The sequence below is a fragment of the Streptococcus oralis genome (genome assembly GCF_003943395.1).
Classification (GTDB): domain Bacteria; phylum Bacillota; class Bacilli; order Lactobacillales; family Streptococcaceae; genus Streptococcus; species Streptococcus oralis_BF.
This window is the reverse complement of the sequence record NZ_RJPJ01000008.1, coordinates 60,515-86,597: the sequence shown is the minus strand read 5'-3', so window position 1 is coordinate 86,597 and position 26,083 is coordinate 60,515. Positions and strand designations below refer to the sequence as shown.

24 protein-coding genes, 1 pseudogene and 2 riboswitches are annotated in these 26,083 nt (G+C 40.9%); of the genes and pseudogenes, 15 read left to right on the top strand and 10 right to left on the bottom strand.

All coding sequences use genetic code 11. The features are described 5' to 3' along the window. Nucleotides 1-18: 18 nt before the first annotated feature. The 4 genes from D8802_RS07310 to D8802_RS07295 all read right to left on the bottom strand — a co-directional run bounded on the left by D8802_RS07310 (nt 19) and on the right by D8802_RS07295 (nt 6,102). A complete protein-coding gene (locus tag D8802_RS07310) occupies nt 19-1,269 on the bottom strand; it encodes a restriction endonuclease subunit S (protein ID WP_125395351.1) in 1,251 nt (416 codons plus the stop codon). Nucleotides 1,270-1,493: 224 nt separating this feature from the next. Continuing rightward, nucleotides 1,494-2,456, bottom strand: a complete 963-nt coding sequence (locus tag D8802_RS07305; RefSeq protein ID WP_125395350.1) for a DUF3644 domain-containing protein — start codon at nt 2,454-2,456, stop codon at nt 1,494-1,496. Between the two features lie 3 nt (nt 2,457-2,459). Next, nucleotides 2,460-5,534, bottom strand: a complete 3,075-nt coding sequence (locus D8802_RS07300) for a type I restriction endonuclease subunit R (protein ID WP_125395349.1) — start codon at nt 5,532-5,534, stop codon at nt 2,460-2,462. Then, nucleotides 5,527-6,102, bottom strand: coding sequence for a restriction endonuclease subunit S (locus tag D8802_RS07295; RefSeq protein ID WP_125395348.1), 576 nt, complete (start codon nt 6,100-6,102; stop codon nt 5,527-5,529). The genes D8802_RS07300 and D8802_RS07295 overlap by 8 nt, the downstream gene beginning before the upstream one ends. Before the next feature lie 51 nt (nt 6,103-6,153). Between D8802_RS07295 and D8802_RS07290 the strand changes: the two genes are divergently transcribed. Further along, a complete protein-coding gene (locus tag D8802_RS07290) occupies nt 6,154-6,759 on the top strand; it encodes a restriction endonuclease subunit S domain-containing protein (protein WP_260468406.1) in 606 nt (201 codons plus the stop codon). Between the two features lie 7 nt (nt 6,760-6,766). Here D8802_RS07290 and D8802_RS07285 read toward each other — a convergent pair whose 3' ends face one another. Together D8802_RS07285 and galR are read right to left on the bottom strand one after the other, a co-directional pair. Further along, nucleotides 6,767-7,693, bottom strand: coding sequence for a site-specific integrase (locus tag D8802_RS07285; protein ID WP_125395347.1), 927 nt, complete (start codon nt 7,691-7,693; stop codon nt 6,767-6,769). 151 nt (nt 7,694-7,844) lie between these two features. Continuing rightward, entirely contained in the window at nt 7,845-8,849 is a 1,005-nt protein-coding gene (gene galR / locus D8802_RS07280; RefSeq protein ID WP_125395346.1) for a DNA-binding transcriptional regulator GalR, read from the bottom strand. 164 nt (nt 8,850-9,013) lie between these two features. Between galR and D8802_RS07275 the strand changes: the two genes are divergently transcribed. From D8802_RS07275 to pyrE, 10 genes and pseudogenes are all read left to right on the top strand, one after another. Next, entirely contained in the window at nt 9,014-10,192 is a 1,179-nt protein-coding gene (locus tag D8802_RS07275) for a galactokinase (protein ID WP_125395345.1), read from the top strand. A gap of 11 nt (nt 10,193-10,203) precedes the next feature. Next, nucleotides 10,204-10,863, top strand: a complete 660-nt coding sequence (locus D8802_RS07270; RefSeq protein WP_084975694.1) for an HAD family hydrolase — start codon at nt 10,204-10,206, stop codon at nt 10,861-10,863. Beyond that, complete coding sequence (locus tag D8802_RS07265) at nt 10,860-12,347, top strand: UDP-glucose--hexose-1-phosphate uridylyltransferase (protein ID WP_125395344.1); 1,488 nt, start codon at nt 10,860-10,862, stop codon at nt 12,345-12,347. Before D8802_RS07270 ends, D8802_RS07265 begins: the two co-directional genes overlap by 4 nt. 69 nt (nt 12,348-12,416) lie before the next feature. Further along, the gene (locus tag D8802_RS07260) at nt 12,417-12,809 is read left to right on the top strand and encodes a PaaI family thioesterase (protein ID WP_125395343.1); all 393 of its coding nucleotides are present in this window, start codon (nt 12,417-12,419) and stop codon (nt 12,807-12,809) included. Between the two features lie 82 nt (nt 12,810-12,891). After that, nucleotides 12,892-13,068 (top strand): annotated as a pseudogene (locus D8802_RS07255) (AAA family ATPase); the annotation flags it as partial. Nucleotides 13,069-13,171: 103 nt separating this feature from the next. After that, nucleotides 13,172-14,524 carry a UDP-N-acetylmuramoyl-L-alanine--D-glutamate ligase gene (gene murD, locus D8802_RS07250; protein WP_125395341.1) on the top strand — a complete coding sequence of 451 codons (1,353 nt, stop codon included), beginning with the start codon at nt 13,172-13,174 and terminating at the stop codon, nt 14,522-14,524. Between the two features lies 1 nt (nt 14,525). Then, nucleotides 14,526-15,584, top strand: coding sequence for a UDP-N-acetylglucosamine--N-acetylmuramyl-(pentapeptide) pyrophosphoryl-undecaprenol N-acetylglucosamine transferase (locus tag D8802_RS07245; protein WP_125395340.1), 1,059 nt, complete (start codon nt 14,526-14,528; stop codon nt 15,582-15,584). Nucleotides 15,585-15,593: 9 nt separating this feature from the next. Beyond that, on the top strand, nt 15,594-16,712 hold the full coding sequence (locus D8802_RS07240; protein WP_125395339.1) for a cell division protein FtsQ/DivIB: 1,119 nt from the start codon (nt 15,594-15,596) through the stop codon (nt 16,710-16,712). 190 nt (nt 16,713-16,902) lie between these two features. Beyond that, nucleotides 16,903-17,604, top strand: coding sequence for an orotidine-5'-phosphate decarboxylase (gene pyrF / locus D8802_RS07235; protein WP_038804435.1), 702 nt, complete (start codon nt 16,903-16,905; stop codon nt 17,602-17,604). A gap of 42 nt (nt 17,605-17,646) precedes the next feature. After that, nucleotides 17,647-18,279 (top strand): orotate phosphoribosyltransferase, encoded by a 633-nt coding sequence (gene pyrE, locus D8802_RS07230; protein ID WP_125395338.1) that lies wholly within the window; start codon nt 17,647-17,649, stop codon nt 18,277-18,279. Nucleotides 18,280-18,341: 62 nt separating this feature from the next. Here pyrE and D8802_RS07225 read toward each other — a convergent pair whose 3' ends face one another. The 4 genes from D8802_RS07225 to D8802_RS07210 are packed head-to-tail and all read right to left on the bottom strand — an operon-like array spanning nt 18,342 to nt 21,296. Continuing rightward, nucleotides 18,342-19,208, bottom strand: coding sequence for a cysteine ABC transporter substrate-binding protein (locus D8802_RS07225; RefSeq protein WP_125395337.1), 867 nt, complete (start codon nt 19,206-19,208; stop codon nt 18,342-18,344). Between the two features lie 11 nt (nt 19,209-19,219). Beyond that, on the bottom strand, nt 19,220-19,978 hold the full coding sequence (locus D8802_RS07220; protein ID WP_125395336.1) for an amino acid ABC transporter ATP-binding protein: 759 nt from the start codon (nt 19,976-19,978) through the stop codon (nt 19,220-19,222). Further along, nucleotides 19,979-20,656 (bottom strand): amino acid ABC transporter permease, encoded by a 678-nt coding sequence (locus D8802_RS07215; RefSeq protein WP_125395335.1) that lies wholly within the window; start codon nt 20,654-20,656, stop codon nt 19,979-19,981. Beyond that, nucleotides 20,616-21,296 carry an amino acid ABC transporter permease gene (locus D8802_RS07210; protein WP_125395334.1) on the bottom strand — a complete coding sequence of 227 codons (681 nt, stop codon included), beginning with the start codon at nt 21,294-21,296 and terminating at the stop codon, nt 20,616-20,618. Before D8802_RS07210 ends, D8802_RS07215 begins: the two co-directional genes overlap by 41 nt. A 209-nt stretch (nt 21,297-21,505) precedes the next feature. On the opposite strand from D8802_RS07210, the gene lctO reads away from it, so the two are divergent. The 4 genes from lctO (at nt 21,506) to D8802_RS07190 (ending at nt 26,082) form a co-directional block, all read left to right on the top strand. Then, nucleotides 21,506-22,642: an L-lactate oxidase gene (lctO, locus tag D8802_RS07205; RefSeq protein WP_000120736.1), complete on the top strand. Its 1,137-nt coding sequence runs from the start codon at nt 21,506-21,508 to the stop codon at nt 22,640-22,642. A gap of 148 nt (nt 22,643-22,790) precedes the next feature. Next, nucleotides 22,791-22,879: riboswitch (TPP riboswitch) on the top strand. A 217-nt stretch (nt 22,880-23,096) separates the two neighbouring features. Further along, on the top strand, nt 23,097-23,765 hold the full coding sequence (locus D8802_RS07200) for a TenA family protein (RefSeq protein ID WP_125395333.1): 669 nt from the start codon (nt 23,097-23,099) through the stop codon (nt 23,763-23,765). A 123-nt stretch (nt 23,766-23,888) separates the two neighbouring features. Continuing rightward, nucleotides 23,889-23,977, top strand: a riboswitch (TPP riboswitch). Between the two features lie 158 nt (nt 23,978-24,135). After that, nucleotides 24,136-24,696, top strand: coding sequence for an ECF transporter S component (locus D8802_RS07195; RefSeq protein WP_185758216.1), 561 nt, complete (start codon nt 24,136-24,138; stop codon nt 24,694-24,696). After that, on the top strand, nt 24,697-26,082 hold the full coding sequence (locus D8802_RS07190; RefSeq protein WP_125395331.1) for an ATP-binding cassette domain-containing protein: 1,386 nt from the start codon (nt 24,697-24,699) through the stop codon (nt 26,080-26,082). It abuts the gene before it with no gap. The last annotated feature ends 1 nt before the right edge of the window (nt 26,083 follow it).

The window sequence follows — 26,083 nt, the reverse complement described above, 5'->3', positions numbered from 1 at the left end:
AATTTTGTATCCTTTCTATTATGCAAACATCGCTTTCAGTAATGTTGATTTCATGGTTTTCAATATTTCCAGTTCACGCTGTTGAAGGGTAATGAGCTGGTCCAGCTCTTGGAAGAAGGAACCGATGGCCCTTTGTTCGGGGAGGGTGGGAAAGGAAATATTAGTTACCGACAAATTATTCTTACTGATGGATGAAACCTTAGCCCCCTGAACCAGTGGAAAAATCTGTTTGCGATAGGAATTCGAGTTCAAATAATACCCTAAGAAGTATTGTGCAAAGTCAATCTGAGATCTATATACAATTGTATGTAAACCTGAAACTATATCACCCAAAACATTACTCAATTCAATGCATTTTCCAACAGAGTGGTCTTCGGCAGCATCTGCAAAAATAATATCTCCATTTTTTAAAAACATTTTCGATGTTATCTTATTATCGTCTATAATAAATGGAATATGAATATTATCAAAACACAATATACTATCAAATTTGACTAAGATATCTCCATAATGTACATTTTTTATACTTCCAGAGTTAAAACTTAATTTTTCTCGCGAAAGAGAGTTGGTTTTAATGGAAAAATCTCCCACATCCCCCAACTTCCGCTGTTCCCAAGCGTTAGTAAAGCCAGGAAAACGGATTTCCGGGAAATTTTCTCCATCCTTTGGAAACATTTTTGAAAGCAGAGTCTTTTTTCCTTCTTTCATCAACTCTAGCTCACGCTGTTGAAGGGTAATGAGCTGATCCAATTCTTGGAAAAAGGAACCGATGGCCTTTTGTTCGGGGAGAGTGGGGAGAGAAATATCCAACTCCTTTACAAGAGTACCAGAAAGATTTCCCTGCCCCCCTTGAAGATATTTATCTGTTATATTCTTTTTTTGATATTTCAACCACTGCGTTATAAATCCAGAATTATAATTTATTTTAGGAACTATGCATAGAATTGCTTGGTTTATGGCACCATTAATTTTAGAAATATCTACTTCTCCACTTGTGGCTCCATATAAAGCATAAAGAATATCTCCCTTTTTGACTAACTTTGCAGAAGAATTTTCCAAGCCTTCATTAGTTAAAAATAGTTCTGTTGAATCTGAATTGATCTCAGCCGATCGAATAAAAGGAATCTCCCCACCATAATATCTTTTATTTCCTGCTACTGGTGTGCCACCAGAGAAAGAGGTAGAAATTTCCCCCAACTTCCGCTGTTCCCAAGGTTCAGTGTAACCCTTAAATCTGATACTTGGTCTTCTTTCTTCTTGCTTGCTCATAAAGCCCTCCTTTGAGCTATTTTCCATGTCTTACTATTTTGAAATTTTCTTACATTTGTTTTCATAGAAGGTTTCATCCCTCTACAACTCCTAGTCCTTTACAATATCTAGAAAAACTTGTATAATGTAATTAAAGATAACTTGTGAAGGATAAACGCTGGGTCCCAGAATGGGGTAGGTACTATAGTACTGAGCATTTCCTATGTGCCTGGGGTTATCTTTTTTTACTTTCTTCTAAGGCTCTCAACAAAACGTTGAGGGTCTTTTTGAATCTCTGATACAATGAAATCTACAAATTGTTGCGAATATGTATATTGTTCTGTATTCCCTATTTTATGACAGTAGGCATATTTCTCATTCTGTTTGATATGATAAAAATCGATAATAAGACTCAATACATACTGATTAAATCCATTCTTATACCCTAGTTTAAGATTTCTCTTACTCAAACGATCACGAACAGCCGAGATGACACTATTATATGAATATTTGTGACTAACAGAAGGATCTTTTAGCTCTTTCACAATGGCAACTTCACTTGGGGCATTATTTTTAAGGGATACAACAAAATCAGCTTCTTCCTTCTTCTTAGTAATATAAAGATTCTGTTTGATCTCAATTGCAAACTTGTCAGAGCTATATTCCTCTGTCAGCACATCGATTTCATTTGCCTGCTGGATAAATTTTTCAGCGATTTCAGGTGGATATTTCAACCGGATTTCTTCATTCGTAAGAGGTTCATATGTAGCTGATATGGTTAAGAAGTTTTGCGCAATTGAATCTGTGATAATAACTTGATGAAATCTTTGCATTTCATTTACAAAATTTAAGACACAAGCTTGAAAAAGTGGAGCATACTTCAGCTCATAGTCTTCAGTGATGAAATGCGTACTGATATTTCTCAGTTCGATAATCCGTTCCAAATTCAAGCGAACACGCGTATTTACATCAGAGTAGATTTTTTTAACAACCGCTTCAAGGCTCAATGTTCGATCAGGACTATCCTTAAAATAAATAGACTCCTGTCGATTCATCATTTCTGCCTTCAACATTAGTTCCCAAGCATTACATATAAAAAAACTAAAACCCTCAATCCTATAACGAATGGTCGGCTTATTGTAAATCTCTAACCCCAAGATAAAAGCTTCTATTGATTTCCCAATCAGTTGCTCTTTAATATCTCTCATAACCTACCCCTCTAACTTTTTCAATTGATCTGCCAATGCATAAAGAGCCTTACGTAGAGCATTACGATACTTGACCCAAGGTAAACTAGCGATTTCTTCTGCTGCAAGTACTGTATAGTCACTTCTAGCATCGTTCATGATTTTTGTGACTTCTCCTTGTTTATCCAGGTCTTCTTGACCGATACGATGTTTCTGAATCAAGTCTTCTAGTTCCTTAGGCTTAACACTATTATCCAGACCCCACGTGCGGATGAAGGCAGTCAACTGTTGAAGGCAACTTGCTGACTGAGCCTGTTCCATCGCTCTGGTCATACTGTCGATATCTCGAGGAGCAGGATAACGTTCAAATACGTAAGTTCCATTGTAAATCTGATTTACAAAACGAGTAACACGTTCTTTCTCCTTGATATTGTCAGATTTGGCTAACTCGATTGAGATATCTTCCTTAGTTTTTTCAGCCTTAGCCACTTCTCCAGTATGAATTTCATCTGCCATCTGTGCGATGAGTTCAATGAGGTAGTCATAATTGATTGTTACATCATGGATATGAACCATCTCTAGCATAACTTGTGAAATATCAATATTTTCTTTTTTAGCCCGTCTCTCTCGGAGTTCACCAGCTAGGACTGTCGTCAACATGACTTCTTCATCTTCGGAAAGTCCAATCCCTTTGTAAAAGTTTTCTGGATCATCATAAGCAGATACAGGATTTCCTTCATTATCCTCAGTGTATTGCTTAAGCTGACTCAGTAATCTATTATAAGTTTGAATCTTTTCAAAGAGATCGTCTTGTGCTTTTTCACTCGGTGGCAATTGAATAAAGCTATCTGTCAGAACACGGAGATCTTCGACTATAGATTTGAGTTCCTCTTGTACTGTACTGAAAGGTTTGGAAGTAATGCCGGACTCTTGGTTTTTTCCTTTCATTTCATCAAGATTCAACTCTGTTTGTTCGTCTGCAGAATGGCGATTAGAATACAGATAGAAAGCCTTATTCATCTCAAATTCATTTTGCTCTGGCCAGCGATAATTGACGATTTTCCCAAAAGGCTTTTCAACCATATTATGAACACGATTTGTCCGTGAATAGGCCTGAATAAGACTCGCACCTTTGAAAGTACGATCCACATAGAGAGTATTCAGTCCTGGGGCATCAAAACCTGTCAATAGCTGATCCACAACGATAACGAGATCTAGATATTGTCCATCGTCTGATGTTTTATTTAGTCGTGTTCGAAGATTTTCGGTGTAATCTTTCACGGTCTTCATATCAAATTCCGTATTGAAGAGACTATTATAGTGCCTAATTGCACGATGCAAATTTTCGTTAGTCTGAAGCTGTTGATCGCCATTTGAAGTATCGGCTGAAAAACTAATCGCTACTTTCAAACGTTGTTCTGCTGGTTTGGTCCGATTGATTTCTTCAAACTTGTCAAAGTATTCCATGGCCCGAGGTATTGAAGCCTTGTTCCCACCTACATGAACCGTGAACATCGCATTATACTTACCTTTATTTGAACGTTCGTTCCAGTTGTCAAAGATATCCTTCACCACCAGATTTACATGTTCCTCACTGGTGTCATAGACACTGGCTTTTACATTATCATCAATATCATCTGCTGTCGGATTTTCGGGCGTTGCAATTGTTTCTTTAAACTCAACATTAAACCCCAAAACATTTCGATCAGCAATCGCTTCTTTAATCGTGTATGCATGAAGAAGTTCTCCAAAAATTTCTTTTGTAATTGGGAACTTAGGCGTCCCCGTATATCCTACCCAAGCTGCATGAGGTAGTGCTTGACGGATTTTCTCAAGCATATTATCATTGTCACTGCCATCTCCAGTAGACCTGTGTGCTTCATCCACAATAAAAAGAATATTATCTTTAATAGGCTTAAAATCATCTCTTGAAACGTAACGAGACATTTTTTGAATACTAGTCACAATGATATTTTTATCACTTTTGACCGTCAGTTTCCGATGTAAAGCTGAAATATTGGCAGTATCAGTAATGATACCATCTTTGCTTTCAAAACCAGCAACTGGATCATAGGCTTGGTAAGCTGCAACCGTTTGTTCTGTCAGTGCGATACGGTCAACCAAAAAGATAACTTTACTAACATTCGGTAAGCGACTAGCCAACCAAGCTGTCTTAAAGCTTGTAATGGTCTTCCCACTACCTGTCGTATGCCAAATGTAGCCTAGTTTACCATCCGAATAACTAAAATCATGTTTACGTACTTTATCAATCACGCGCTTCGTAGCGTACACTTGATAGGGACGCATGACTTTAATACTCTCTTTATTCTTAGTTCCATCAAGGATCATGTATTGGGTTGCTAGATTATGTGCCATCGGGATAGACAGCACTTTGTCTGCAAATTCCTGCCAACGACGTACCGGCTTAGCATCTTCTTCATTCTGCCAGTTAAATGCAAAATCCTGATTGAAACTTTCCAGAGTACTATTAGCCATGTAGCGTGTTTCATAAGGAGTCATGGCTACTAAAATTTGAAGAGTCGAAAAAATATCACTATATTGCTTTTCTGCTATATATTGTTTCATCTGGTTGAAAGATTTTTCTGTTCGATGTAACGCCTTCTTCAACTCAATTTGAATAATCGGAAGACCATTGATAAGGAGAGTAATATCAAAACGGCGATCCTGTTTACCGTCGACTACCTTAGGACGACTAATCTGATTCACCACTTGATAAACAGTATTTCCTCCACCAACCTGATCTTGATCAAATACTGTTAAAAAAACATGCTCTCCACTATCTAGATCCACCTCAATTTCAGAATAGCCATTAACACCATAAAGAAATTGCCCTGCTTGATAGGGAGTTTTTAGTTCTGAGATTTGTTTTTTTACTTGTGCGAACTCTGTTCGAGTTAAGGAACCACTTAGTTTCCCACGATTGTTCTGCTCTAGAATATTTTTGAAATTAGCCCAAAGAGTCTCCGTATTTTTCACATTTTCCAGATACTCCCACTGCTTCACTCCCCCAATATTTGTTAGATAAGTAATGACTTCTTTTTCAAAAGCTAATTCTGATTTATTTTTATTTTCACTCATGTGATTGGCTCCTTAATATTTGTTCGAGGCTAGTTTGAACAGTCGCTTCCAATAATTGACTATATTTTCTAAGCTGTGTTTGCAATAGTAACAGCTGTTGATAGGCTTGACCTATTTTTTTTTGCTCCTCTATTGGAGGTAGGGGAATACGGATCCTCTCCAATGACTTAACAGGTATTCTCATAGATGTACCTGTTCCTTGTAGCTCACGTTCCTTTTGACGTTGAACATCCCGAGATTGATTAAAAAGATAGAGAAAGTAAAATTTATCTAACCTTCCCTTTATGTTCACTTTGATAAAATTTAAAGTTAGTAATTTTCCTTCATTATCTGCTCCGACAATCGCTGCTAATCGCGATGGACTACTGATAACCACATCCCCTGCAACAAGAGAAAGGGAGGTTTCATTAAATTCATCATTTCCTAGAACAAACGACTTTTGATACAAGTCCGACTCAAATGAAGCATGATCATAAAACTGAAGAGTCTCCTGATTTTGCTTCTCAAACCTAGTCGGATTTACTCCAGCTGTAAGGGAAAGCAGATCTCCTAATTGACAATAGTCCATCAAATTCTCCTCTCGTAATTGTTTCTTTCATTCTACACCTAAACAAATAATTTGTCAAATATTTTTTGTAATATTTTTTTATTACAAAAATCATATCTAAAAATCTCTTTTCTAAATAATAGAATATTTACTAACGCTTGGGAACAGCGGAAGTTGGGGGAGGTAGCAGAACGGGTTACGAGAAAAAATAAAAATTTGGAATCTGAATTACCTTTAACTATTTCCGCTCAACATGGACTAATTAACCAAGAAACTTTCTTTAATAAGAAGGTTGCTAGTAAGGATGTTAGCGGATATTATCTATTGAAAAAAGGAGAATTTGCGTATAATAAATCTTATTCGTCAGATTATCCATGGGGTGCAGTTAAAAGATTGGAAAATTATGAAATGGGAGTATTATCAACATTATATATTGTTTTTAGACCCAATTCTATAGATTCAGATTTTTTAGCTGTATATTATGATTCTCCAAAATGGCATAAGGAAGTTTCTATGAGAGCAGCAGAAGGAGCAAGAAATCATGGACTTTTAAATATTTCCCCCCAAGATTTCTTTGATACGGAGCTACTATTTCCTGTTAATCATCCCGAACAAAAGGCCATCGGTTCCTTTTTCCAAGAATTGGATCAGCTCATTACCCTTCAACAGCGTGAGTGATTCCTACTTAATTGAGACTAGATAGTGATCGCATAATCAAATCAATATCTTGGTTTTCGAGTTCTTGGATAATATGGAGGTATGTTTTTTGAGTAGTGGTCATGCTAGCATGCCCTAGTCGTCTAGCAACACTAGCAATTGAAACACCAGCAAAAAGCAGAAGCGAAGCATGGGTATGCCGCAGACCGTGTAAAGTAATCACGGGAACTTTGGCTTCCTTGCATCTCTTTTCTAAGATGTTATTTATAGTAGAATTGTATATTTTCCCATGAACAAAGATAGGTTGTTCTGAAGGGAGATCACGCGTTAGTTCGGCAAATTGGATGACAGTTTGCCAATCTAATTGAATTTTTCGGACAGAAGAACGATTTTTCGTTGGTGCAAATTCTCCAGTTTCTTTATAATTCCAACTTTTATTAATACTGAGTAGTTGATGAGGAAAGTCAAAGTCAGCTGGTGTGATGCCCAGAGCTTCAGAAAAACGAATTCCAGTCTTAGCTGTTAGTAATATGAGCCAATCCCAGTTGAGATGATTAGATAGCTTCAAATGGGTTAAGAGTGTATGAAGTTCAAACTGATTGAGGTATTTTGGCTTCTTTTCTCGAGGATTTTTCCCTTTAATAATGGCCTTGCGAGTAGGATCGTGAGTGATTAACCCTTCATCTACAGCATCCATAATCGCACTTTTAAGCTGATGGTGAAAATCCATTGTTGTGACACGTTCATGCTCTTTTGCGTAGTTATTGAGTAACTGTTGATAAACGATACGATTTACATCGCATAGTTTTAGATCAGGTGCCAGTTTTTGTAGCCAGTGCAGGGTCATTTTGTATTTTTGTAAAGTTACATTTCGGATGGCTCCTTCTTTGTAAATGGTAATCCATTGTTTGTAGTAGGTATGTAGGTAGTCGTTTGGAGTTATTTTAGCTAACATTTGGAAATTCCTTTCTAATAGGTTGGTGTATACTAATAGCTCGCCTCATTAGTATCTTACTACTTTTATCAGCTATTTAAAAATATGATCGTGGAGGGATAGCAAAAACTCACAAGCAAGTTTCGCTCTGAATCTTGTTTGTGAGTTTTTCTTATTTATTAGTGGTACTCTCTCTCAAAGTCAGTCTGGTGCCCAGCATGGTTAGGCTAGGAATTTTCCGACCGTGGAGGACTTCCTTGTTAAGAATATCCATCCCTGCTCGGCCCATTTCTTCGGTATAGACGGTAATGCTAGAAAGAGGAGGATAGACCTGCTTGGTCAGGCTAGTGTCGTTAAAAGAAATGAGGCTGACGCGGTCTGGTAGGCTAATTCCAGCTTCTTGAAGGGCACGAAGGGCACCGATGGCTAAACTATCGCTGGCGGCGAAAAAGGCTGGTGGGAGTTTATCACCCAACTTGTGAATGGTCTCCTTCATCAGGTCATAGCCAGACTGGGCAGTAAAGATCCCCTGAAAGATCAGTTCTTCATGGTAGATACCTTTTGCTTGGGTAATGTCTTTGAAATTTTCTAGTCGCTTATCTTGAATAATCTCTTCCTGATCGGTTGTTTCCTCAAGACCTGTTAGAATGCCAATCCGATCCAGCCCCTGACTGAGAAAATGGTCTACAACTTGTTTGACAGCAGTGTAAAAGTCAGTGATAATACAGGTATGTCCCAATGAAAGAGTATCGCTGTCTAAAAAGACTAGGGGTTTTTGGTATTCTTCAAAGGCAGAGATTTGTGATCGGCTGAACTTTCCAATACAGAGTATCCCAATCACTTCCTCGCTTAATGTAAAAGGATGGTCATTAAAATAGCGCAAGATATCATAGTCCAACTCTTGGGCTCTTTTTTCAATACCGAGACGAATCTGATAGTAGTAGAGGTCGTCCAACTCCCCTTGTTCGCTGACCCATTGGATAATGGCAATCTTTTGCTTGGGTTTGTGGGATTCGCCTGTCTTGAGGTGCTTAGTATAGCCCAGCTCTTCAGCGACAGTTAAAATACGGTGTCTAGTTTCTTCTGTAACAGATAGACTCTGGTCGCGATTGAGGACACGAGATACGGTCGCGATAGAGACAGAGGCTAGCTGTGCGATGTCTTTTAAGGTAGCCATAAATCCTCCTTCTTTTAGGTTAGTATATCATATTTTTCTTCTTTTTACCTGTTGTTTAGTAAAACTTTAGTAAAAAGGATTGACCTTGGCAAAAGCCTTGGATACAATAGAAGAAAACGATTACACGTTAAGGCGACTTAACGGACAGTCAAAGGAGAATTTATATGACACAACATCTTACTACTGAAGACTTTCGCAAAGACTTTCTTGCCGTTTTTGGTCAAGAAGCAGACCAAACTTTCTTTTCACCAGGTCGTATCAATTTGATTGGTGAACACACGGACTACAACGGCGGTCACGTTTTTCCTGCTGCCATTTCCCTGGGAACCTATGGAGCGGCTCGCAAGCGTGACGACCAAGTCTTGCGTTTCTACTCAGCCAATTTTGAAGACAAGGGTATCATCGAAGTGCCTCTTGCTGATCTCAAGTTTGAAAAAGAGCACAGCTGGACCAACTATCCAAAAGGGGTTCTTCATTTCTTGCAAGAAGCTGGACATGTGATTGACAAAGGGTTTGATTTTTATGTTTATGGGAATATCCCAAATGGTGCTGGTTTGTCATCTTCAGCTTCTTTGGAGCTATTGACAGGTGTCGTGGCAGAATACCTCTTTGACCTAAAATTGGATCGTCTAGATTTAGTAAAAATCGGGAAATTGACAGAGAATAACTTTATTGGTGTTAACTCTGGGATTATGGACCAATTTGCTATCGGTATGGGTGCAGACCAACGTGCTATTTACCTAGATACTAATACTCTAGAATATGACTTGGTTCCTCTTGATTTGAAGGACAATGTTGTTGTTATCATGAATACCAATAAGCGCCGTGAACTAGCAGATTCTAAATATAATGAACGCCGTGCGGAATGTGAAAAAGCGGTAGAAGAACTCCAAGTTGCCTTGGATATCCAGACTTTAGGCGAATTGGATGAGTGGGCCTTTGACCAATACAGCTATCTGATTAAAGACGAAAATCGTTTAAAACGTGCTCGCCACGCGGTTCTTGAAAATCAACGGACCCTTAAAGCGCAAGCAGCTCTGCAAGCAGGCGATTTGGATAAATTTGGTCGTTTGATGAATGCGTCTCATGTGTCTCTTGAACATGACTACGAAGTGACTGGTTTGGAATTGGATACCCTTGTTCATACTGCTTGGGCTCAAGAAGGTGTTCTTGGTGCTCGTATGACAGGAGCAGGTTTTGGTGGTTGTGCCATTGCCTTGGTTCAAAAAGACGCTGTTGAGTTCTTTAAAGAAGCTGTAGGCAAGCACTATGAAGAAATCGTTGGCTATGCTCCAAGCTTCTATATCGCTGAAGTTGCAGGTGGTACTCGCGTTTTAGACTAGGAGAGAAGGATATGGAAGCTGTAATATTTGATTTAGATGGCTTATTAGCCGATACTGAAATCATTTCTCTAAAAGTTTATCAAGAATTGCTTGAAGATTTTGGAATTCCTTTCACAGAAGAAACATATTCTAGAGAATACAGTGGACATAGGGAAGAGGAGAATGTTCAACGATTTTTGGATACCTATGATTTACCTTGGAACTTTGACCAAACCTTGGAAAAAGTTTATGAACTGGAAGCTAGAATCTTAGCCAAAGGTGTAAATTTAAAAAAAGGTGCTAAAAATTTGCTTGCTTTTTTGCAAAGAGAAGGTATTCCAATCGCTCTAGCAACTTCAAGTGTTGAATCTCGAGCTAGAATGATTTTGGATAGTAATGGTATACTGTCCCTATTTGACCATCTAGTTTTTGCAAAAGATGTAAAACGAAGCAAACCTTACCCTGATATATTTTTAAAGGCCTGTAGTGATTTGAATGTTTTACCAGAGAATTGCTTAGTATTAGAGGATAGTGAAGCAGGGATTGAAGCAGCGTATAGAGCTGGGATACCAGTTATTTGTATTCCAGACTTAAAAATGCCAGCACAGTCTTTCTTAAATAAAACAGAACAAGTTTTTCAGGATTTAGATGCTGTCAGAGACTATTTAGAAAGTAAGAAGGAGAATCAATGAGTCAGGGAGTTCTAGATGCATTTATCACGGAAGTCATTGCTGGAAGTTCATTTGAGGAAATGGATCGAATCTACCTAACCAATCGTGTCTTAGCACGAGTGGGAGAAGGTGTTTTGGAAGTTGAGACGAATCTGTATGAGTTGATTGACCTTAAGGACCAGTTAGTCGAGGAAGCGGTTCGATTAGAGAGGATTGAGGATAGTCAGGCTGCGCGTGAAATTCTCGGTGCTGAACTAATGGAGTTGGTGACCCCTTGTCCAAGTCAGGTCAATCGTGACTTCTGGGAAACCTATGCCCGCTCTCCTGAGCAAGCAATTGCAGATTTTTACCAGCTTAGCCAGAAAAATGACTACATCAAGCTCAAGGCCATTGCTAAGAATATTGCTTATCGTGTTTTATCTGATTACGGAGAGCTTGAGATTACCATCAACCTCTCTAAGCCTGAAAAGGACCCGAAAGAGATTGCTGCAGCCAAGTTGGTGCAAGCTAGCCATTATCCCCAGTGTCAACTCTGTCTAGAAAATGAAGGCTATCATGGTCGGGTCAACCACCCAGCTCGCAGCAATCACCGCATTATCCGTTTTGAAATGGCGGGTCAGGAGTGGGGTTTCCAGTATTCGCCCTATGCTTACTTTAATGAGCACTGTATTTTCTTAGATGGCCAGCATCGGCCCATGGCTATCAATCGTCAAAGCTTTGAGCGTCTGCTGGCGATTGTTGAACAGTTTCCAGGCTATTTTGCGGGTTCTAATGCTGATCTGCCGATTGTGGGGGGGTCTATTCTAACTCATGACCACTATCAGGGAGGGCGTCATGTCTTTCCTATGGAATTGGCTCCTCTGCAAAAGACTTTCTGTTTTGATGGATTTGAGCAGGTCAAGGCTGGGATTGTCAAGTGGCCTATGTCAGTGCTACGTTTGACCTCGGATTTCAAAGAGGATTTGATCAACTTGGCTGATAAGATTTTGCAGGAATGGCGCCAGTATTCAGATCCTGCAGTGCAGATTTTGGCAGAAACAGACGGGACACCACATCACACCATTACACCGATTGCTCGTAAACGCGACGGTCAGTTTGAATTGGACTTGGTCTTGCGAGATAATCAGACTTCTGCAGAACATCCTGACGGTATCTATCATCCCCACAAGGATGTCCAACATATCAAGAAAGAAAATATCGGCTTGATTGAGGTCATGGGCTTGGCTATCCTGCCTCCACGATTGAAAGCAGAAGTGGAGCAAGTCGCTAGCTACCTCGTGGGAGATGGTGACATAGTTGTCGACTATCATCAGGAATGGGCAGACCAACTCAAAGCCCAACATCCGGACCTAGCAGATAAAGAAAAAGCCCTTGAAATCGTCAAGGACTCTGTGGGTGCTATTTTTGCCCGTGTTCTGGAGGACGCAGGAGTTTACAAGCAAACGGAGCAGGGACAGGCAGCCTTTATGCTCTTTGTTGAGCAGGTTGGAATTTTACCAGACTAGGAGCTTTCTCCTTGCACAGTCCTATAAAAAGTAGTATCATAGTGTCGTTTGAACTATCAGGAGGAAACGATGAAAGATTTTCATTTTGACGCTATATCTGCCTTTGAAAATTACGAAATAGAAAAAATGAGAGATGGTCAGGTTGTGGTGACGACCAAAGTGGTGGACTCGTCGCTCAACTACTATGGCAATGCCCATGGTGGCTATCTCTTCACCCTTTGTGACCAGATCAGTGGTTTGGTGGTTATCTCGCTGGGGCTTGATGGAGTGACGCTCCAGTCCTCTATCAACTACCTCAAGGCAGGAAAACTCGACGATGTACTGACCATTAAAGGAGAATGCGTCCACCAAGGACGTACCACTTGTGTAGTAGATGTCGATATCACCAATCAAGAAGGCAGAAATGTCTGCAAAGCCACCTTTACCATGTTTGTCACAGGCCAGCGGTCAGCAGAAAGATAGGTAAGGATATAAAGTACTGAGAGTTGACCTGCACTCTAAGGGTTAGATATTTTTTGTCGAACTTTTGGAGTGCAGGTTAGTTTTGATTCTCGCAGATGAACCAACTGCTTCACTAGACCCCAAAAACTCTGAGGAATTACTTTCTATATTAGAATCTCTAAAAAATCCGAATCGGACCATTATTATTGCGACCCACAATCCTCTTATCTGGGAGCAAGTGGATCAAGTCATTCGAGTTACCGAATTATCACATAGATGATATGGCAAGATTCAGTTAGAAGAAAGAGTCACAAACACACTTTGTGGCTTTTTTATTTCCATAAAAATGGTAAAATAGTAAGAGTAGAAATGGAGTTTGAGACATGAAAGTAATCGATCAATTTAAAAATAAGAAAGTACTTGTTTTAGGTTTGGCTAAGTCTGGTGAGTCTGCGGCCCGTTTGCTGGACAAGTTAGGTGCCATTGTGACAGTAAATGACGGCAAGCCTTTCGAGGAAAATCCAGCTGCACAAAGCCTACTGGAAGATGGGATCAAGGTTGTCACTGGTGGGCATCCTTTGGAGCTCTTGGATGAGGATTTTGCTCTGATGGTGAAAAATCCAGGTATCCCTTATAGCAATCCCATGATTGAAAAGGCTTTGGTAAAGGGTATTCCAGTCTTGACTGAGGTGGAGTTGGCTTACTTGATCTCAGAAGCGCCAATTATCGGTATCACTGGTTCAAATGGGAAAACAACCACAACGACCATGATTGGGGAGGTTTTGACTGCTGCAGGCCAACATGGTCTCTTGTCAGGGAACATTGGCTATCCTGCTAGTCAAGTGGCTCAAACTGCAACAGCCAAGGACACGCTTGTCATGGAACTTTCTTCTTTCCAGTTGATGGGTGTTCAAGAATTCCAGCCTGAGATTGCGGTCATTACCAACCTCATGCCAACTCATATCGACTATCATGGTTCTTTTGAGGAATATGTAGCAGCCAAGTGGAATATCCAGAACAAGATGACAGCGGATGATTTCCTTGTATTGAACTTTAACCAAGATTTGGCAAAAGAATTGGCTACCAAAACACAAGCCACTGTTGTTCCATTTTCAACACTTGAAAAGGTTGACGGAGCTTATTTGGAAGATGGTCAACTCTACTTCCGTGGAGAAGTGGTCATGGCAGCGAGTGAAATCGGAGTTCCAGGTAGTCACAATGTGGAAAATGCCCTTGCGACCATTGCAGTAGCTAAGCTTCGAGGTATCGACAACCAAACAATCAAGGAAACTCTATCAGCCTTTGGTGGTGTCAAACACCGTCTCCAATTTGTGGATGAAATTCAGGGTGTCAAATTCTATAACGATAGCAAATCAACCAATATCTTGGCTACTCAAAAAGCCTTGTCAGGATTTGACAATAGTAAGGTTATCTTAATTGCAGGTGGTTTGGACCGTGGCAATGAGTTTGACGAATTGGTTCCAGATATTACAGGACTCAAGAAGATGGTCATCCTCGGTCAGTCTGCAGAACGTGTCAAACGTGCAGCTGAGAAGGCTGGTGTGGCTTATGTGGATGCGACCGATATTGCAGATGCAACCCGCAAGGCTTATGAGCTTGCGACTCAAGGAGATGTGGTTCTTCTCAGTCCGGCCAATGCCAGCTGGGATATGTATGCTAACTTTGAAGTACGTGGCGACCTCTTTATCGACACAGTAGCGGAGTTAAAGGAATAATATGAAAAAAATTGTCTTTACAGGTGGGGGGACGGTTGGACATGTCACCCTCAATCTTTTGTTAATGCCTAAGTTCATCGAAGACGGCTGGGAAGTTCACTATATTGGTGATAAACACGGAATCGAACACCAAGAAATCCTCAAGTCAGGTTTGGATGTTACTTTCCATTCTATTGCGACTGGGAAGTTGCGCCGCTATTTTTCTTGGCAAAATATGCTGGATGTCTTCAAAGTTGGTTGGGGAATTGTCCAATCCCTCTTTATCATGTTACGACTGCGTCCACAGGCTCTTTTTTCTAAGGGAGGATTTGTGTCTGTGCCACCGGTTATCGCAGCGCGTGTGTCAGGGGTACCTGTCTTTATTCACGAATCGGACCTGTCTATGGGCTTGGCCAATAAAATTGCCTATAAATTCGCGACCAAGATGTATTCAACCTTTGAGCAGCCTGCTAGTCTTGCAAAAGTCGAGCACGTGGGAGCAGTGACCAAGGTAACAGACCAAGAGACGCCAGAACCAGACGAGTTGGTGGATATCCAAACCCACTTTAATCCAAAATTGCCAACGGTATTGTTTGTTGGTGGTTCTGCAGGAGCTCGTGTCTTTAACCAATTGGTGACAGACCATAAAAAAGAGCTGACAGAGCGCTACAATATCATTAATCTCACTGGAGACTCTAGCCTCAATGAATTGAGCCAAAATCTCTTTCGTATTGACTATGTGACGGACCTCTATCAACCCTTGATGGAGATGGCAGATGTGGTGGTGACGCGTGGTGGTGCCAACACGATTTTTGAGCTCTTGGCTATGGCTAAACTCCATCTCATTGTACCATTGGGTCGTGAAGCAAGTCGAGGAGACCAGATTGAAAATGCAGCCTACTTTGTTAAGAAAGGCTATGCAGAAGAACTTCAAGAAAGTGACTTGACCTTGGAAAGCTTGGAAGAGAAACTCAGTCACCTGCTTAGTCACAAGGATCAATACCAAGCTAGTATGAGGGCTTCAACTGAGTTGAAATCTCTTGATGATTTTTATGCCCTACTAAGAAAAGACTTATCATAAGGAATATCAATGTCAAAGGATAAGAAAAAAGAATCAACCCCCAAGAAAGAATTGTCTGAATGGCAGAAACGAAACCAAGAATACCTAAAGAAAAAGGCTGAGGAAGAAGCTGCCCTAGCTGAGGAGAAGGAAAAGGAAAAACAAGCTCGAAAGGAGGCCAACTCGAAACTATTGGAGGAATCCAAGAAATCATCGAGTGAATCAGACGAGGAAGCCTCAAGTATAAGCAAGGAACCCTCCGAGAAAGCTGAGAAAACTCAAAAGGAAGACACAAAAGTTAAAAAAGAGAAAGAAAAGAAGAAAAAAGAAAAACCAGAAAAACCTGCCAAGCCTAAAATTGCGCCTGTTCATATTTGGCGAGCTGTGAGTATCTTGGTGCCGAGTGTTCTGGTTCTCCTCCTTTCTATCTATCTCTTGACCCCTCTTTCGACTATCAAGCATATCGAGGTTAAGGGAAATGTCCAGACCCAAGCGGATGACATTAAACAAGTTTCTGGCATTCAGGATAGTGACTATACCTTGTCTTTGTTGTTGAACAAGGAGAAGCACGCTGAGCAGATCAAGTCTAATCACTGGATAGAGTCAGCAAAGATTGACTACAAATTTCCGACAAACTTTACGATTGAAGTCAAAGAATTTGAGATTGTTAGCTACTATGTGACAGGTGAAGACCACTATCCAATCCTATCTAGTGGAACTGTTGAGTCAAGTCCTGTCAGTCTAGTGAGTTTACCAGAGACCTACCTTTCTGTGATGTTTAATGATGAAGGGCAAATCAAATCCTTGGTTAGTGGTTTATCTAGTATTAGTGAAGAAATCAAGAATTCTATTCAGAAAATTGAACTGGCTCCAAGTAAGGCGACTGCTGATCTTCTTAAAATCACCATGGTTGATACAGATGAAATTCTGGTTCCCTTGTCAGAATTGAGTAAGAAATTGCCTTATTACAGCAAAATCAAGCCACAATTGTCAGAACCGAGCTTTATTGATATGGAAGCTGGCATCTATAGCACTAGCCTGGCTGATAAACGTTTAGAAGAAGCTGAGGAAAAGGCCAAACAAGAAGCTAAAGAAGCAGAGAAGAAAAAACAGGAAGAAAAAAAAGCTGAAGAAAAGAAACAAGAATAAGAATCTTCAGTTTTTACTTGACAAGTATCGTTATAAATAATAGAATAGTAGAAAACTTTTAAAGCAGTCCAGAGAGGCAGCTAAGGTTAGACAGTGAAAGGGTGGAGACTACCCGTTTTTCGTGGAACCTAGCTGCTAGCAGGTTCCTTTTTTTGAGCAATGGACTGTTAGCAAAGAATAGGAGAAAAGAATGCGTGAGAGTCGCCCAGTCATTGCTCTGGATTTTCCAAGTTTCGAGGAAGCCAAAGAATTTTTAGCCCTTTTTCCAGCAGAGGAAAAACTCTATGTCAAGGTAGGAATGGAAATCTACTATGCAGTAGGTCCCGAAGTTGTGCGTTATTTGAAATCATTGGGACATAGTGTTTTTTTGGATCTCAAGTTGCATGATATTCCAAATACGGTCAAGTCAACTATGAAAATCTTGTCAAGTCTGGGTGTCGATATGACCAATGTTCAGGCTGCAGGTGGACTTGAGATGATGCAGGCCGCGCGTGAAGGTCTTGGTGATCAAGGGATTCTTATCGCGGTGACCCAATTGACCTCAACATCCGAAGAACAGATGCAAGACTGTCAAAATATCCAAACTAGTCTGCAAGAATCAGTGATTCACTATGCTAAGAAAACAGCTGAAGCTGGATTGGATGGAGTGGTTTGCTCAGCCCAAGAAGCCCAACTTATCAAAGAAGCTACAAACGAAGACTTTATCTGCTTGACACCAGGGATTCGACCAGCAGGTGCTGAAGCAGGGGATCAAAAACGCGTAGTGACCCCTGGTCAAGCCTATCAAATCGGTAGTGACTACATTGTAATAGGCCGTCCAATCACACAGGCAGCAGACCCTGTAGCAGCTTACCATGCTATCAAGGAAGAATGGACACGCGATTGGGTCTAAAGCGTATTTGATTATAGATTTAAGGATAAGAAGGAGTATACCATGACACTTGCTAGAGACATTGCTAGCCATCTATTGAAAATTCAAGCGGTTTATCTCAAACCAGAAGAGCCTTTCACTTGGGCATCTGGGATCAAGTCACCGATCTATACGGATAATCGTGTGACCCTAGCTTACCCAGAAACTAGAACTTTGATTGAAAATGGTTTTGTGGATGCTATCAAAGCAGCTTTCCCAGAGGTAGAAGTCATCGCTGGTACAGCGACAGCAGGGATTCCACATGGAGCTATCATCGCGGATAAGATGAATCTACCATTTGCTTATATCCGTAGCAAGCCAAAAGACCATGGAGCCGGAAACCAAATCGAAGGCCGTGTAGCCCAGGGGCAAAAAATGGTGATCGTGGAAGACTTGATCTCAACTGGTGGTTCAGTTCTCGAAGCGGTAGCAGCTGCCAAGCGTGAAGGAGCAGATGTTCTCGGTGTAGTGGCCATTTTTAGCTATCAACTAGCAAAAGCAGATAAGAACTTTGCAAACGCAGGCGTGAAACTGGTGACTCTCTCAAACTACAGCGAGCTCATCCACCTAGCTCAGGAAGAAGGTTACATCACACCAGAGGGATTGGAACTCTTAAAACACTTCAAAGAAGACCAAGAAAATTGGCAAAATGCCTAAAATATTGGAAATCAGGTAGTCACTAGGATTACCTGATTTCTTTTTGTTATGTTTATTAGATGTTAGTCTACTTTTCCGCCTTCAACAACAAGGTCATCTGCCTTAGCAGCGTTACCGTAGGTTGGGTGAAGTGTCTTTTCATAAGCCTTGTGGAAGAAGTTTTCTTTACCTAATTTTTCAATTTCTTGGTTGATGTAGTCAAGAAGTTCTTGATTACCCTTTTGAACTGCTGGTGCGATGGTGTCTGGGTCACCGAGGGAAGTAATTCCTACTTCAAATCCTTTATTTTCGAGTGCCCAAGCTAAGACTTCCGTATTGTCAGTTGAGAAGGCATCTCCACGTCCGTCAAGAAGAGCCTGATAAGCATCACTGTATTGGTCATATTTTTGAAGTTTGACTTCTGGGTGATTTTTCTCAAAGTAGGTTTCAGCAGTGGTTCCTTTTGTGACAATCAAGGTTTTGCCTTCTAATTCTTTAACGTCTTTGATGACTTTATCTTTTGGTGACACAACACCGAGGGAAACTTTCATGTAAGGAAGGGCAAAATCAACTTGTTTCTTACGTTCGTCGGTAACTGTGAAGTTGGCAAGTGTGATATCCACCTTGTTTGAAATCAAATATTCAGCACGGTTGGCAGCATCAACGGAAACGTATTTGACTTTAACACCTAAGTCTTGAGCTAATTGGTTACCCAATTCAATATCGTAGCCTTGGTAAGAACCGTCGTTGTCAACATAACCAAATGGTTTTTTGTCTCCAAATACGGCGATTCGAAGCTCACCGCTTTTTTTGATTTCGTCAATAGTGCGGGCTTTGGCAGTTGCTTTTCCTGATGAAGTATCAGAGCTTCCACCTGAGCTACAAGCTGTGACAAAGATAAGCGCAAATGCTAGAGCAAAAACAGTTAGAATTGGTTTGAGTAGTTTCATAAAAATCTCCTTTATAGATATGAGCCGAACTGGCTAAAGTCAAAGACGTTTAAAAATTCCTGTGCTCGTTTGGTTTGTGGATTGGTAAAGAAGTCTTGAGCCGTTCCTTCTTCAGCGATTTTCCCTTGGTCGAGAAAGATAATGCGGTCTGCAATAGCTTGGGCAAACTGCATTTCGTGGGTTACCAGAATCATGGTACGCCCTTCTTGAGCCAAGTCATTGATAAGTTCCAGAACCTCACGTACCATTTCTGGGTCCAGTGAAGCCGTCACTTCGTCAAAGAGGATAATTTCTGGATGCATGAGAAGGGCACGGACAATCGCCACTCGTTGCTTCTGTCCACCAGATAATTGGCGAGCAAAACTGTCTTTTTTATCAAGCAAACCCACACGTTCCAGTAGTCGCAAAGCTTCCTCCGTTACTTCTTTCTTGTCTCGTCCCTGAGCTTTGATAGGGCCTAGGATGAGGTTTTGAAGGACATCTAGGTGAGGAAAGAGTTCATAACTTTGAAAGACCATGCCGATTTTTTGGCGAACCAGGTGAAAGTTTTTCTGATTGCTAATAATGGACTGGCCATCCAGAAGAATATCTCCACCCTGTATGGTTTCTAAGCCATTGAGGCAGCGGAGAAGTGTACTTTTTCCGCAACCAGATGGTCCTAGAATGACGACGACTTCCCCCTTTTTGATATCCAGAGAAAGGCCTTGGAGGATGGGATTGTCTCCAAAGGATTTTTTTAGGTCCTTGATTTCTAAAATAGTTTCAGACATTTAGTTCCTCCAATGTTTTTCTAAGTGAGTGGATAGTTTGGAAATAGGAAAACAGACTGCAAAATACAGGACCAGAATGGTTCCATAAATCCAAAAGGAAGCGGTTGGGATGGTCAAGCGATTGCTATCGATGATTTGTTGCCCAATCTTGGTCACTTCAACAACCCCAATCAAGACAACCAAGGAAGTGGTTTTAATCATCCGGGTGACAAGGTTGATGGCTTGCGGTAGTAGTCTTCTCAAGACCTGTGGAATGATAATGTGATAGTAAAGTTGCAAGTTAGTCAAGCCCAGAGCCTGTCCGCTTTCAAACTGATGTTTAGGGAGGGAAGTGATGGCTCCACGCACCAAGTCTCCCATTTCAGCTGTACCCCAGAGGGTAAAAACAATAATAGCCGAAGTCTCGCCTGAGATGTTGATATTAAAGTTTCGAGCTAAGCCGAAATAAACGATGAAAAGTAGTACCAGCTGGGGCATGATACGGATAAATTCCAGATAAAAGCGTGTTAAAAAACGAATAACTCTAGAATGGGTGGTCATGATGATTCCCATGACTATTCCGAAAATCATTGATAGAAGGACGGAGAGAATGGAAATTCCAATCGTGATACCCAATCCTTGTAGAATTCGCAGGAGATTATTTCCCTGAAAGAGTACTTGCATTCCCGAATCCTGCATAGCGGAGCCTCCTTTCTATCCAGCTAAAGACTAGAGAGATGGGTAGAAGCATGATCAGGTAAGCAACTACCAACATGGTCAGTGCAATGTCTGTCTCATAATAGAGTCCAATCAAGTCCTTGGCGACGTACATGAGATCGGCTAAGGCTACTGCAGAGAAAACTGAGGTTTCTTTGATGAGAAAAATGACATTGGCACTAAAGGACGGTAGGGCTACCGCAGTTGCTTGCGGAAGAACCACATAGCGAAAGACCTGTACAGGCGTTAGACCGATGGCTAGACCAATCTCGTGCTGGGTTTGACTGACAGCTTCCAGTCCGCTTCTGAAAGATTCAGCCATGTAGGAGCCACCTAAAAAGATGAGCCCAACTGTTGCACAGACTTCTGAAGAAAGAACAATCCCTATTCGGGGAAGCCCGAAATAGAGGAAGAAGAGCTGAATCAAAAGGGGCGTGTTTCGTGACAATTCGATGTAGGCTGTTGCTAACTGTGAAAAGATAGGAACGCGATAATGCCGAATGACACTAACGATTAGACCAACAAGAAAAGAACCCAGAATTCCCCAAACTGCGATATGTAAGGTCAGAAAAAAAGCCTTTTGATAGAGTGGTAAATATTGTTCAACAATTGACCAATCCAAAATAGAACCTCCCATCTAGGAATAATATAGCTATTGTAGCACTAAAGGGCATGTTTGGATAATATGAATTTTTTATCACAACGATAGAAAAAATTTATCATAGCTGTAGTTTGAAATTTCCAGACAAAATTTTTGAAAGGATTCTGAAAAAGAGGTAAGATAGTTTATGTAAGAAAAAGTAAACGCTTACTTAATAAGGAGGACACTTTATGTCATATAAAACAAGCAATGCAGAAGGACCTGTAGATTTTATTAACACTTATGATTTGGAGCCAATGGCGCAACAAGTCATTCCTAAAGCTGCCTTTGGTTATATCGCTAGTGGAGCAGAGGATACTTTCACTTTACGCGAGAACATCCGTGCCTTTAACCACAAACTTATTGTTCCTCATACGCTTTGTGATGTTGAAAATCCAAGTACAGAGATTGAATTTGCAGGTGAAAAATTATCTTCACCAATTATTATGGCGCCTGTTGCGGCTCATAAATTGGCAAATGAGCAGGGGGAAGTAGCTACTGCGCGTGGTGTGCATGAATTTGGTTCTCTTTATACAACCAGCTCTTACTCTACCGTTGACCTTCCAGAAATTACGGAAGCTCTTCAAGGGACACCTCATTGGTTCCAATTTTACTTTAGTAAGGATGACGGGATTAACCGCCATATCATGGACCGTGTCAAGGCTGAAGGCTACAAAGCGATTGTCTTGACGGCGGATGCAACTGTAGGGGGCAATCGTGAGGTCGACAAGCGCAATGGTTTTGTCTTCCCAGTTGGTATGCCGATTGTTGAGGAATACCTGCCAGAAGGTGCTGGTAAATCAATGGACTTTGTTTACAAATCAGCCAAACAACGCCTATCTCCACGCGATGTAGAATTTATCGCTGCATACTCAGGACTTCCTGTCTATGTCAAGGGGCCCCAATGCCGTGAGGACGTTGAACGTTCGCTTGCCGCAGGTGCTTCTGGTATCTGGGTAACCAACCACGGTGGCCGCCAAATCGACGGTGGACCAGCTGCCTTTGACTCACTTCAAGAAGTAGCAGAAGCAGTTGATAAACGTGTGCCAATTGTCTTTGACTCTGGTGTTCGTCGCGGTCAACACGTCTTTAAAGCCTTGGCTTCAGGAGCAGACTTGGTAGCTATTGGCCGCCCTGTGATCTATGGCTTGGCTCTTGGTGGTAGTGTGGGTGTACGTCAAGTCTTTGAACACTTGAATGCAGAATTGAAGACAGTCATGCAGTTATCTGGAACTCAGACTATTGAGGATGTCAAACACTTCAAACTCCGTCATAACCCATACAACCCAACCTTCCCAGTTGATCCTCGTGATTTGAAATTGTATTGATAAAGTAGAAGGCCTCCACCTGATGTGGAGGTTTTTCTTTGTGTATAGAAAGAATAAATCGTTATTAGAAACTATATAAATATATTTTTCAGTCAAATATCTTGCTAGGGCTTTCAATTTCTGTTATACTAGTCCAGTAATTAAATAATAAAGACATTTGGGGTGCTTTAGGCTGAGATGATACCCATTGAACCTGATACAGTTAAGACTGGCGAAGGGAAATGTGAAAAGGTTTTTTTCGTATGTCGAAAAGAACTGTCTAATCTTGTAAGGTAAACTCTAATTCTCGTTTGTAATTGGAGTTTTTTTGTTTATCAAAAGAGGATAGGCTTTTTTAGGTAGCTCTCTGCAAATGCCCTCGATGTTCTTTAAAAGTATCAAGTGGAATTACGATTTTGCTTGGTATCTCTTGATATTTTATTGATTACGAACGAGTAAAGAGAGGAAAAGTAATATGGAAACACAAGACTATGCATTTCAGCCAGGTTTGACTGTTGGAGAATTATTAAAAAGCAGTCAGAAGGATTGGCAGGCTGCAATCAATCATCGTTTTGTCAAGGAACTTTTTACGGGGACAATTGAGAATAAGGTCTTAAAAGACTACCTGATTCAAGATTATCATTTCTTTGATGCCTTCTTATCCATGCTGGGAGCTTGTGTAGCTCACGCAGACCAGCTTGAATCCAAACTTCGTTTTGCCAAGCAACTAGGCTTTCTTGAAGCAGATGAAGATGGTTATTTCCAAAAGGCTTTCAAAGAGTTAAAGGTAGCAGAGAATGACTATCTAGAAGTGAACTTGCACCCTGTAACAAAAGCGTTTCAGGAGCTAATGTATTCTGCTGTGGCTTCATCAGACTATGCTCATCTTTTGGTCATGCTGGTCATTGCAGAAGGTCTCTATTTAGACTGGGGTTCTAAAGATTTGGCTCTACCTGAAGCCTATATTCATTCGGAATGGATTAATCTACATAGAGGTCCTTTCTTTGCAGAGTGGGTTCAATTTCTGGTTGATGAACTTAATCGTGTCGGGAAAAATCGAGAAGATTTGACAGAACTTCAGAAACGCTGGAATCAAGCAGTTGCTTTAGAATTAACCTTTTTTGATATCGGTTATGAATTATAGGACAGATGCAATCCTTTGATGTAAATTAAAAGAATGAACAAACAAACTATATAAATATATTTTCCAGTCAAATATCTTGCTAGGGCTTTCAAATTCTGTTATACTGGTCCAGTAATTAAATAATAAAGACATTTGGGGTGCTTTAGGCTGAGATGATACCCATTGAACCTGATACAGTTAAGACTGGCGAAGGGAAATGTGAAAAGGTTTTTTTCGTATGTTGAAAAGAACTGTCTAATCTTGTAAGCTAAACTCTAATTCTCGTTTGCAATTGGAGTTTTTTTGTTTATCAAAAGAGGATAGGCCTGACGACAAGCCTTTCGGTAGCTCTCCTTGAATGCCCCACTTTTCTTTAAAAAAGGAGTTTTTTATGTTGAAAAAATGGCAATTAAAAGATGTTATCTTGCTTGCTTTCTTGTCTATCTTTTTTGGTGGTGTTTTTGTGGGTTCAGGCTATCTATTTGATATCCTCACCCTGATTTTAGCCCCTCTTGGTTTACAGGCCTTTGCCAATGAAATCCTCTTTGGTCTCTGGTGTATGGCTGCGCCTATTGCGGCCATCTTTGTTCCAAGAGTCGGAAGTGCGACGATTGGAGAAGTGCTCGCTGCGCTTGCTGAAGTCCTTTATGGTAGCCAATTCGGTCTAGGTGCCCTTTTGTCTGGCTTGGTTCAAGGTTTGGGAAGTGAACTTGGTTTTATCGTAACCAAGAATCGCTATGAAAGTTGGCTCTCTCTAACTGCTAATAGTATTGGGATTACCCTTTTTAGCTTTGTCTATGAATACATTAAATTAGGTTACTATGCCTTCTCCCTTCCTTTTGTCCTTTCCTTGCTGGTGGTGCGTTTTATTTCCGTCTTTTTCTTCTGTACCATCTTGGTTCGTGCCATTGTCAAACTCTATCATCAGTTTGCAGCTGGAGGAAAGGCATAGATGGGCCTGGAATTACGGGAGATTCAGTCCCCTATCTTCTCAGAGCCGATTGATTTTACTTTTCATGGGCAAGCTTTTTCCTTATTAGTTGGGAGTAGTGGTTCAGGAAAATCGAGTCTCTTTCAAATGATTGCCCAAGTCAGTTCTCTTCCCTATAGTGGTCAAGTCCTGATAGATGGGAGCGAGGTCAGTCAGCTTTCTATCGTCGAACGTGTCCAGACAGTTGGCATTCTCTTTCAAAATCCCAATCATCAATTTACCATGGAGAACTTGTTTGAAGAGCTAATTTTTACCTTGGAGAATATCGGCCATCCCATTCAGGAGATTGATGCTAAAATAGCAGAGGTGGTTCGGCAATGTCGTTGCGAGCCAATCTTGCACCGTCCCATCCATCACTTATCAGGTGGGGAAAAGCAAAAGGCTGCTTTGGCTGTTCTCTTTGCTATGAATCCTAGGGTCTATCTCTTGGATGAGCCCTTCGCTTCCATTGATCGCAAGAGCAGAATCGAGATATTGGAGATTCTAAAAGAGTTAGCCTCTAAAGGGAAGGCAGTCATCCTGTGCGACCATGATTTATCTGATTATGAAGCCTATATCGACCATATGGTGGAGCTAAGAGACGGACAACTAAGGGAAGTGTTTCAAATCCCTACCTCTGAGATGACACAGGTTTCTTCAAAGAATGTTGCTTCTAGCCCGGAATTGTTCCATATGGATAGAACGACTTGTGAGCTGGGTAATCGCCCCCTCTTTTCGATTGCTGATTTCACGTTTTACCAAGGGATTTCCTGTATCCTGGGTGACAATGGTGTCGGGAAATCAACCCTCTTTCGCTCCATTCTTCAATTTCAAAAGTATAAAGGGCGCATTACTTGGAAGGGGAAAGTCCTGAAAAAGAAAAAGAGCCTGTATCGTGACTTGACGGGTGTTGTTCAGGAAGCTGAGAAGCAGTTTATCCGAGTCAGTCTGAGAGAGGAACTGCAATTAGATAGCTCAGACTCTGAAAGAAATCAGCGGATTCTCCAAGCATTACGATATTTTGATCTGGAGCAGGCACTCGATAAGAGTCCCTATCAATTAAGTGGTGGTCAGCAAAAGATTCTTCAGCTATTGACCATCTTAACCAGCAAGGCTTCTGTGATCTTGCTAGATGAGCCATTTGCTGGTTTGGATGATAGAGCTTGCGACTACTTTTGTCAGTGGATGTTGGAGGAGAGAAATCAAGGAAGAAGTTTTTTGATCATTAGCCATCGTTTAGATCCCTTGATCTCTGTGGTTGATTATTGGATTGAGATGACTAGTGAGGGTCTCAGTCATCTCCAAGACGTGACCATTAGCAAACCTCTCAGTTTTCTGAGTAGCAATACTCAAGGGGAGGTGAGGTAGT

Excerpts from the sequence above, each read along its gene's own strand:
- D8802_RS07310 (WP_125395351.1), bottom strand. The coding sequence starts at position 1,269 with ATGAGCAAGCAAGAAGAAAGAAGACCAAGTATCAGATTTAAGGGTTAC.
- D8802_RS07305 (WP_125395350.1), bottom strand. The coding sequence starts at position 2,456 with ATGAGAGATATTAAAGAGCAACTGATTGGGAAATCAATAGAAGCTTTT.
- D8802_RS07300 (WP_125395349.1), bottom strand. The coding sequence starts at position 5,534 with ATGAGTGAAAATAAAAATAAATCAGAATTAGCTTTTGAAAAAGAAGTC.
- D8802_RS07295 (WP_125395348.1), bottom strand. The coding sequence starts at position 6,102 with ATGGACTATTGTCAATTAGGAGATCTGCTTTCCCTTACAGCTGGAGTA.
- D8802_RS07285 (WP_125395347.1), bottom strand. The coding sequence starts at position 7,693 with ATGTTAGCTAAAATAACTCCAAACGACTACCTACATACCTACTACAAA.
- galR (WP_125395346.1), bottom strand. The coding sequence starts at position 8,849 with ATGGCTACCTTAAAAGACATCGCACAGCTAGCCTCTGTCTCTATCGCG.
- D8802_RS07275 (WP_125395345.1), top strand. The coding sequence starts at position 9,014 with ATGACACAACATCTTACTACTGAAGACTTTCGCAAAGACTTTCTTGCC.
- D8802_RS07270 (WP_084975694.1), top strand. The coding sequence starts at position 10,204 with ATGGAAGCTGTAATATTTGATTTAGATGGCTTATTAGCCGATACTGAA.
- D8802_RS07265 (WP_125395344.1), top strand. The coding sequence starts at position 10,860 with ATGAGTCAGGGAGTTCTAGATGCATTTATCACGGAAGTCATTGCTGGA.
- D8802_RS07260 (WP_125395343.1), top strand. The coding sequence starts at position 12,417 with ATGAAAGATTTTCATTTTGACGCTATATCTGCCTTTGAAAATTACGAA.
- murD (WP_125395341.1), top strand. The coding sequence starts at position 13,172 with ATGAAAGTAATCGATCAATTTAAAAATAAGAAAGTACTTGTTTTAGGT.
- D8802_RS07245 (WP_125395340.1), top strand. The coding sequence starts at position 14,526 with ATGAAAAAAATTGTCTTTACAGGTGGGGGGACGGTTGGACATGTCACC.
- D8802_RS07240 (WP_125395339.1), top strand. The coding sequence starts at position 15,594 with ATGTCAAAGGATAAGAAAAAAGAATCAACCCCCAAGAAAGAATTGTCT.
- pyrF (WP_038804435.1), top strand. The coding sequence starts at position 16,903 with ATGCGTGAGAGTCGCCCAGTCATTGCTCTGGATTTTCCAAGTTTCGAG.
- pyrE (WP_125395338.1), top strand. The coding sequence starts at position 17,647 with ATGACACTTGCTAGAGACATTGCTAGCCATCTATTGAAAATTCAAGCG.
- D8802_RS07225 (WP_125395337.1), bottom strand. The coding sequence starts at position 19,208 with ATGAAACTACTCAAACCAATTCTAACTGTTTTTGCTCTAGCATTTGCG.
- D8802_RS07220 (WP_125395336.1), bottom strand. The coding sequence starts at position 19,978 with ATGTCTGAAACTATTTTAGAAATCAAGGACCTAAAAAAATCCTTTGGA.
- D8802_RS07215 (WP_125395335.1), bottom strand. The coding sequence starts at position 20,656 with ATGCAGGATTCGGGAATGCAAGTACTCTTTCAGGGAAATAATCTCCTG.
- lctO (WP_000120736.1), top strand. The coding sequence starts at position 21,506 with ATGTCATATAAAACAAGCAATGCAGAAGGACCTGTAGATTTTATTAAC.
- D8802_RS07200 (WP_125395333.1), top strand. The coding sequence starts at position 23,097 with ATGGAAACACAAGACTATGCATTTCAGCCAGGTTTGACTGTTGGAGAA.
- D8802_RS07195 (WP_185758216.1), top strand. The coding sequence starts at position 24,136 with ATGTTGAAAAAATGGCAATTAAAAGATGTTATCTTGCTTGCTTTCTTG.
- D8802_RS07190 (WP_125395331.1), top strand. The coding sequence starts at position 24,697 with ATGGGCCTGGAATTACGGGAGATTCAGTCCCCTATCTTCTCAGAGCCG.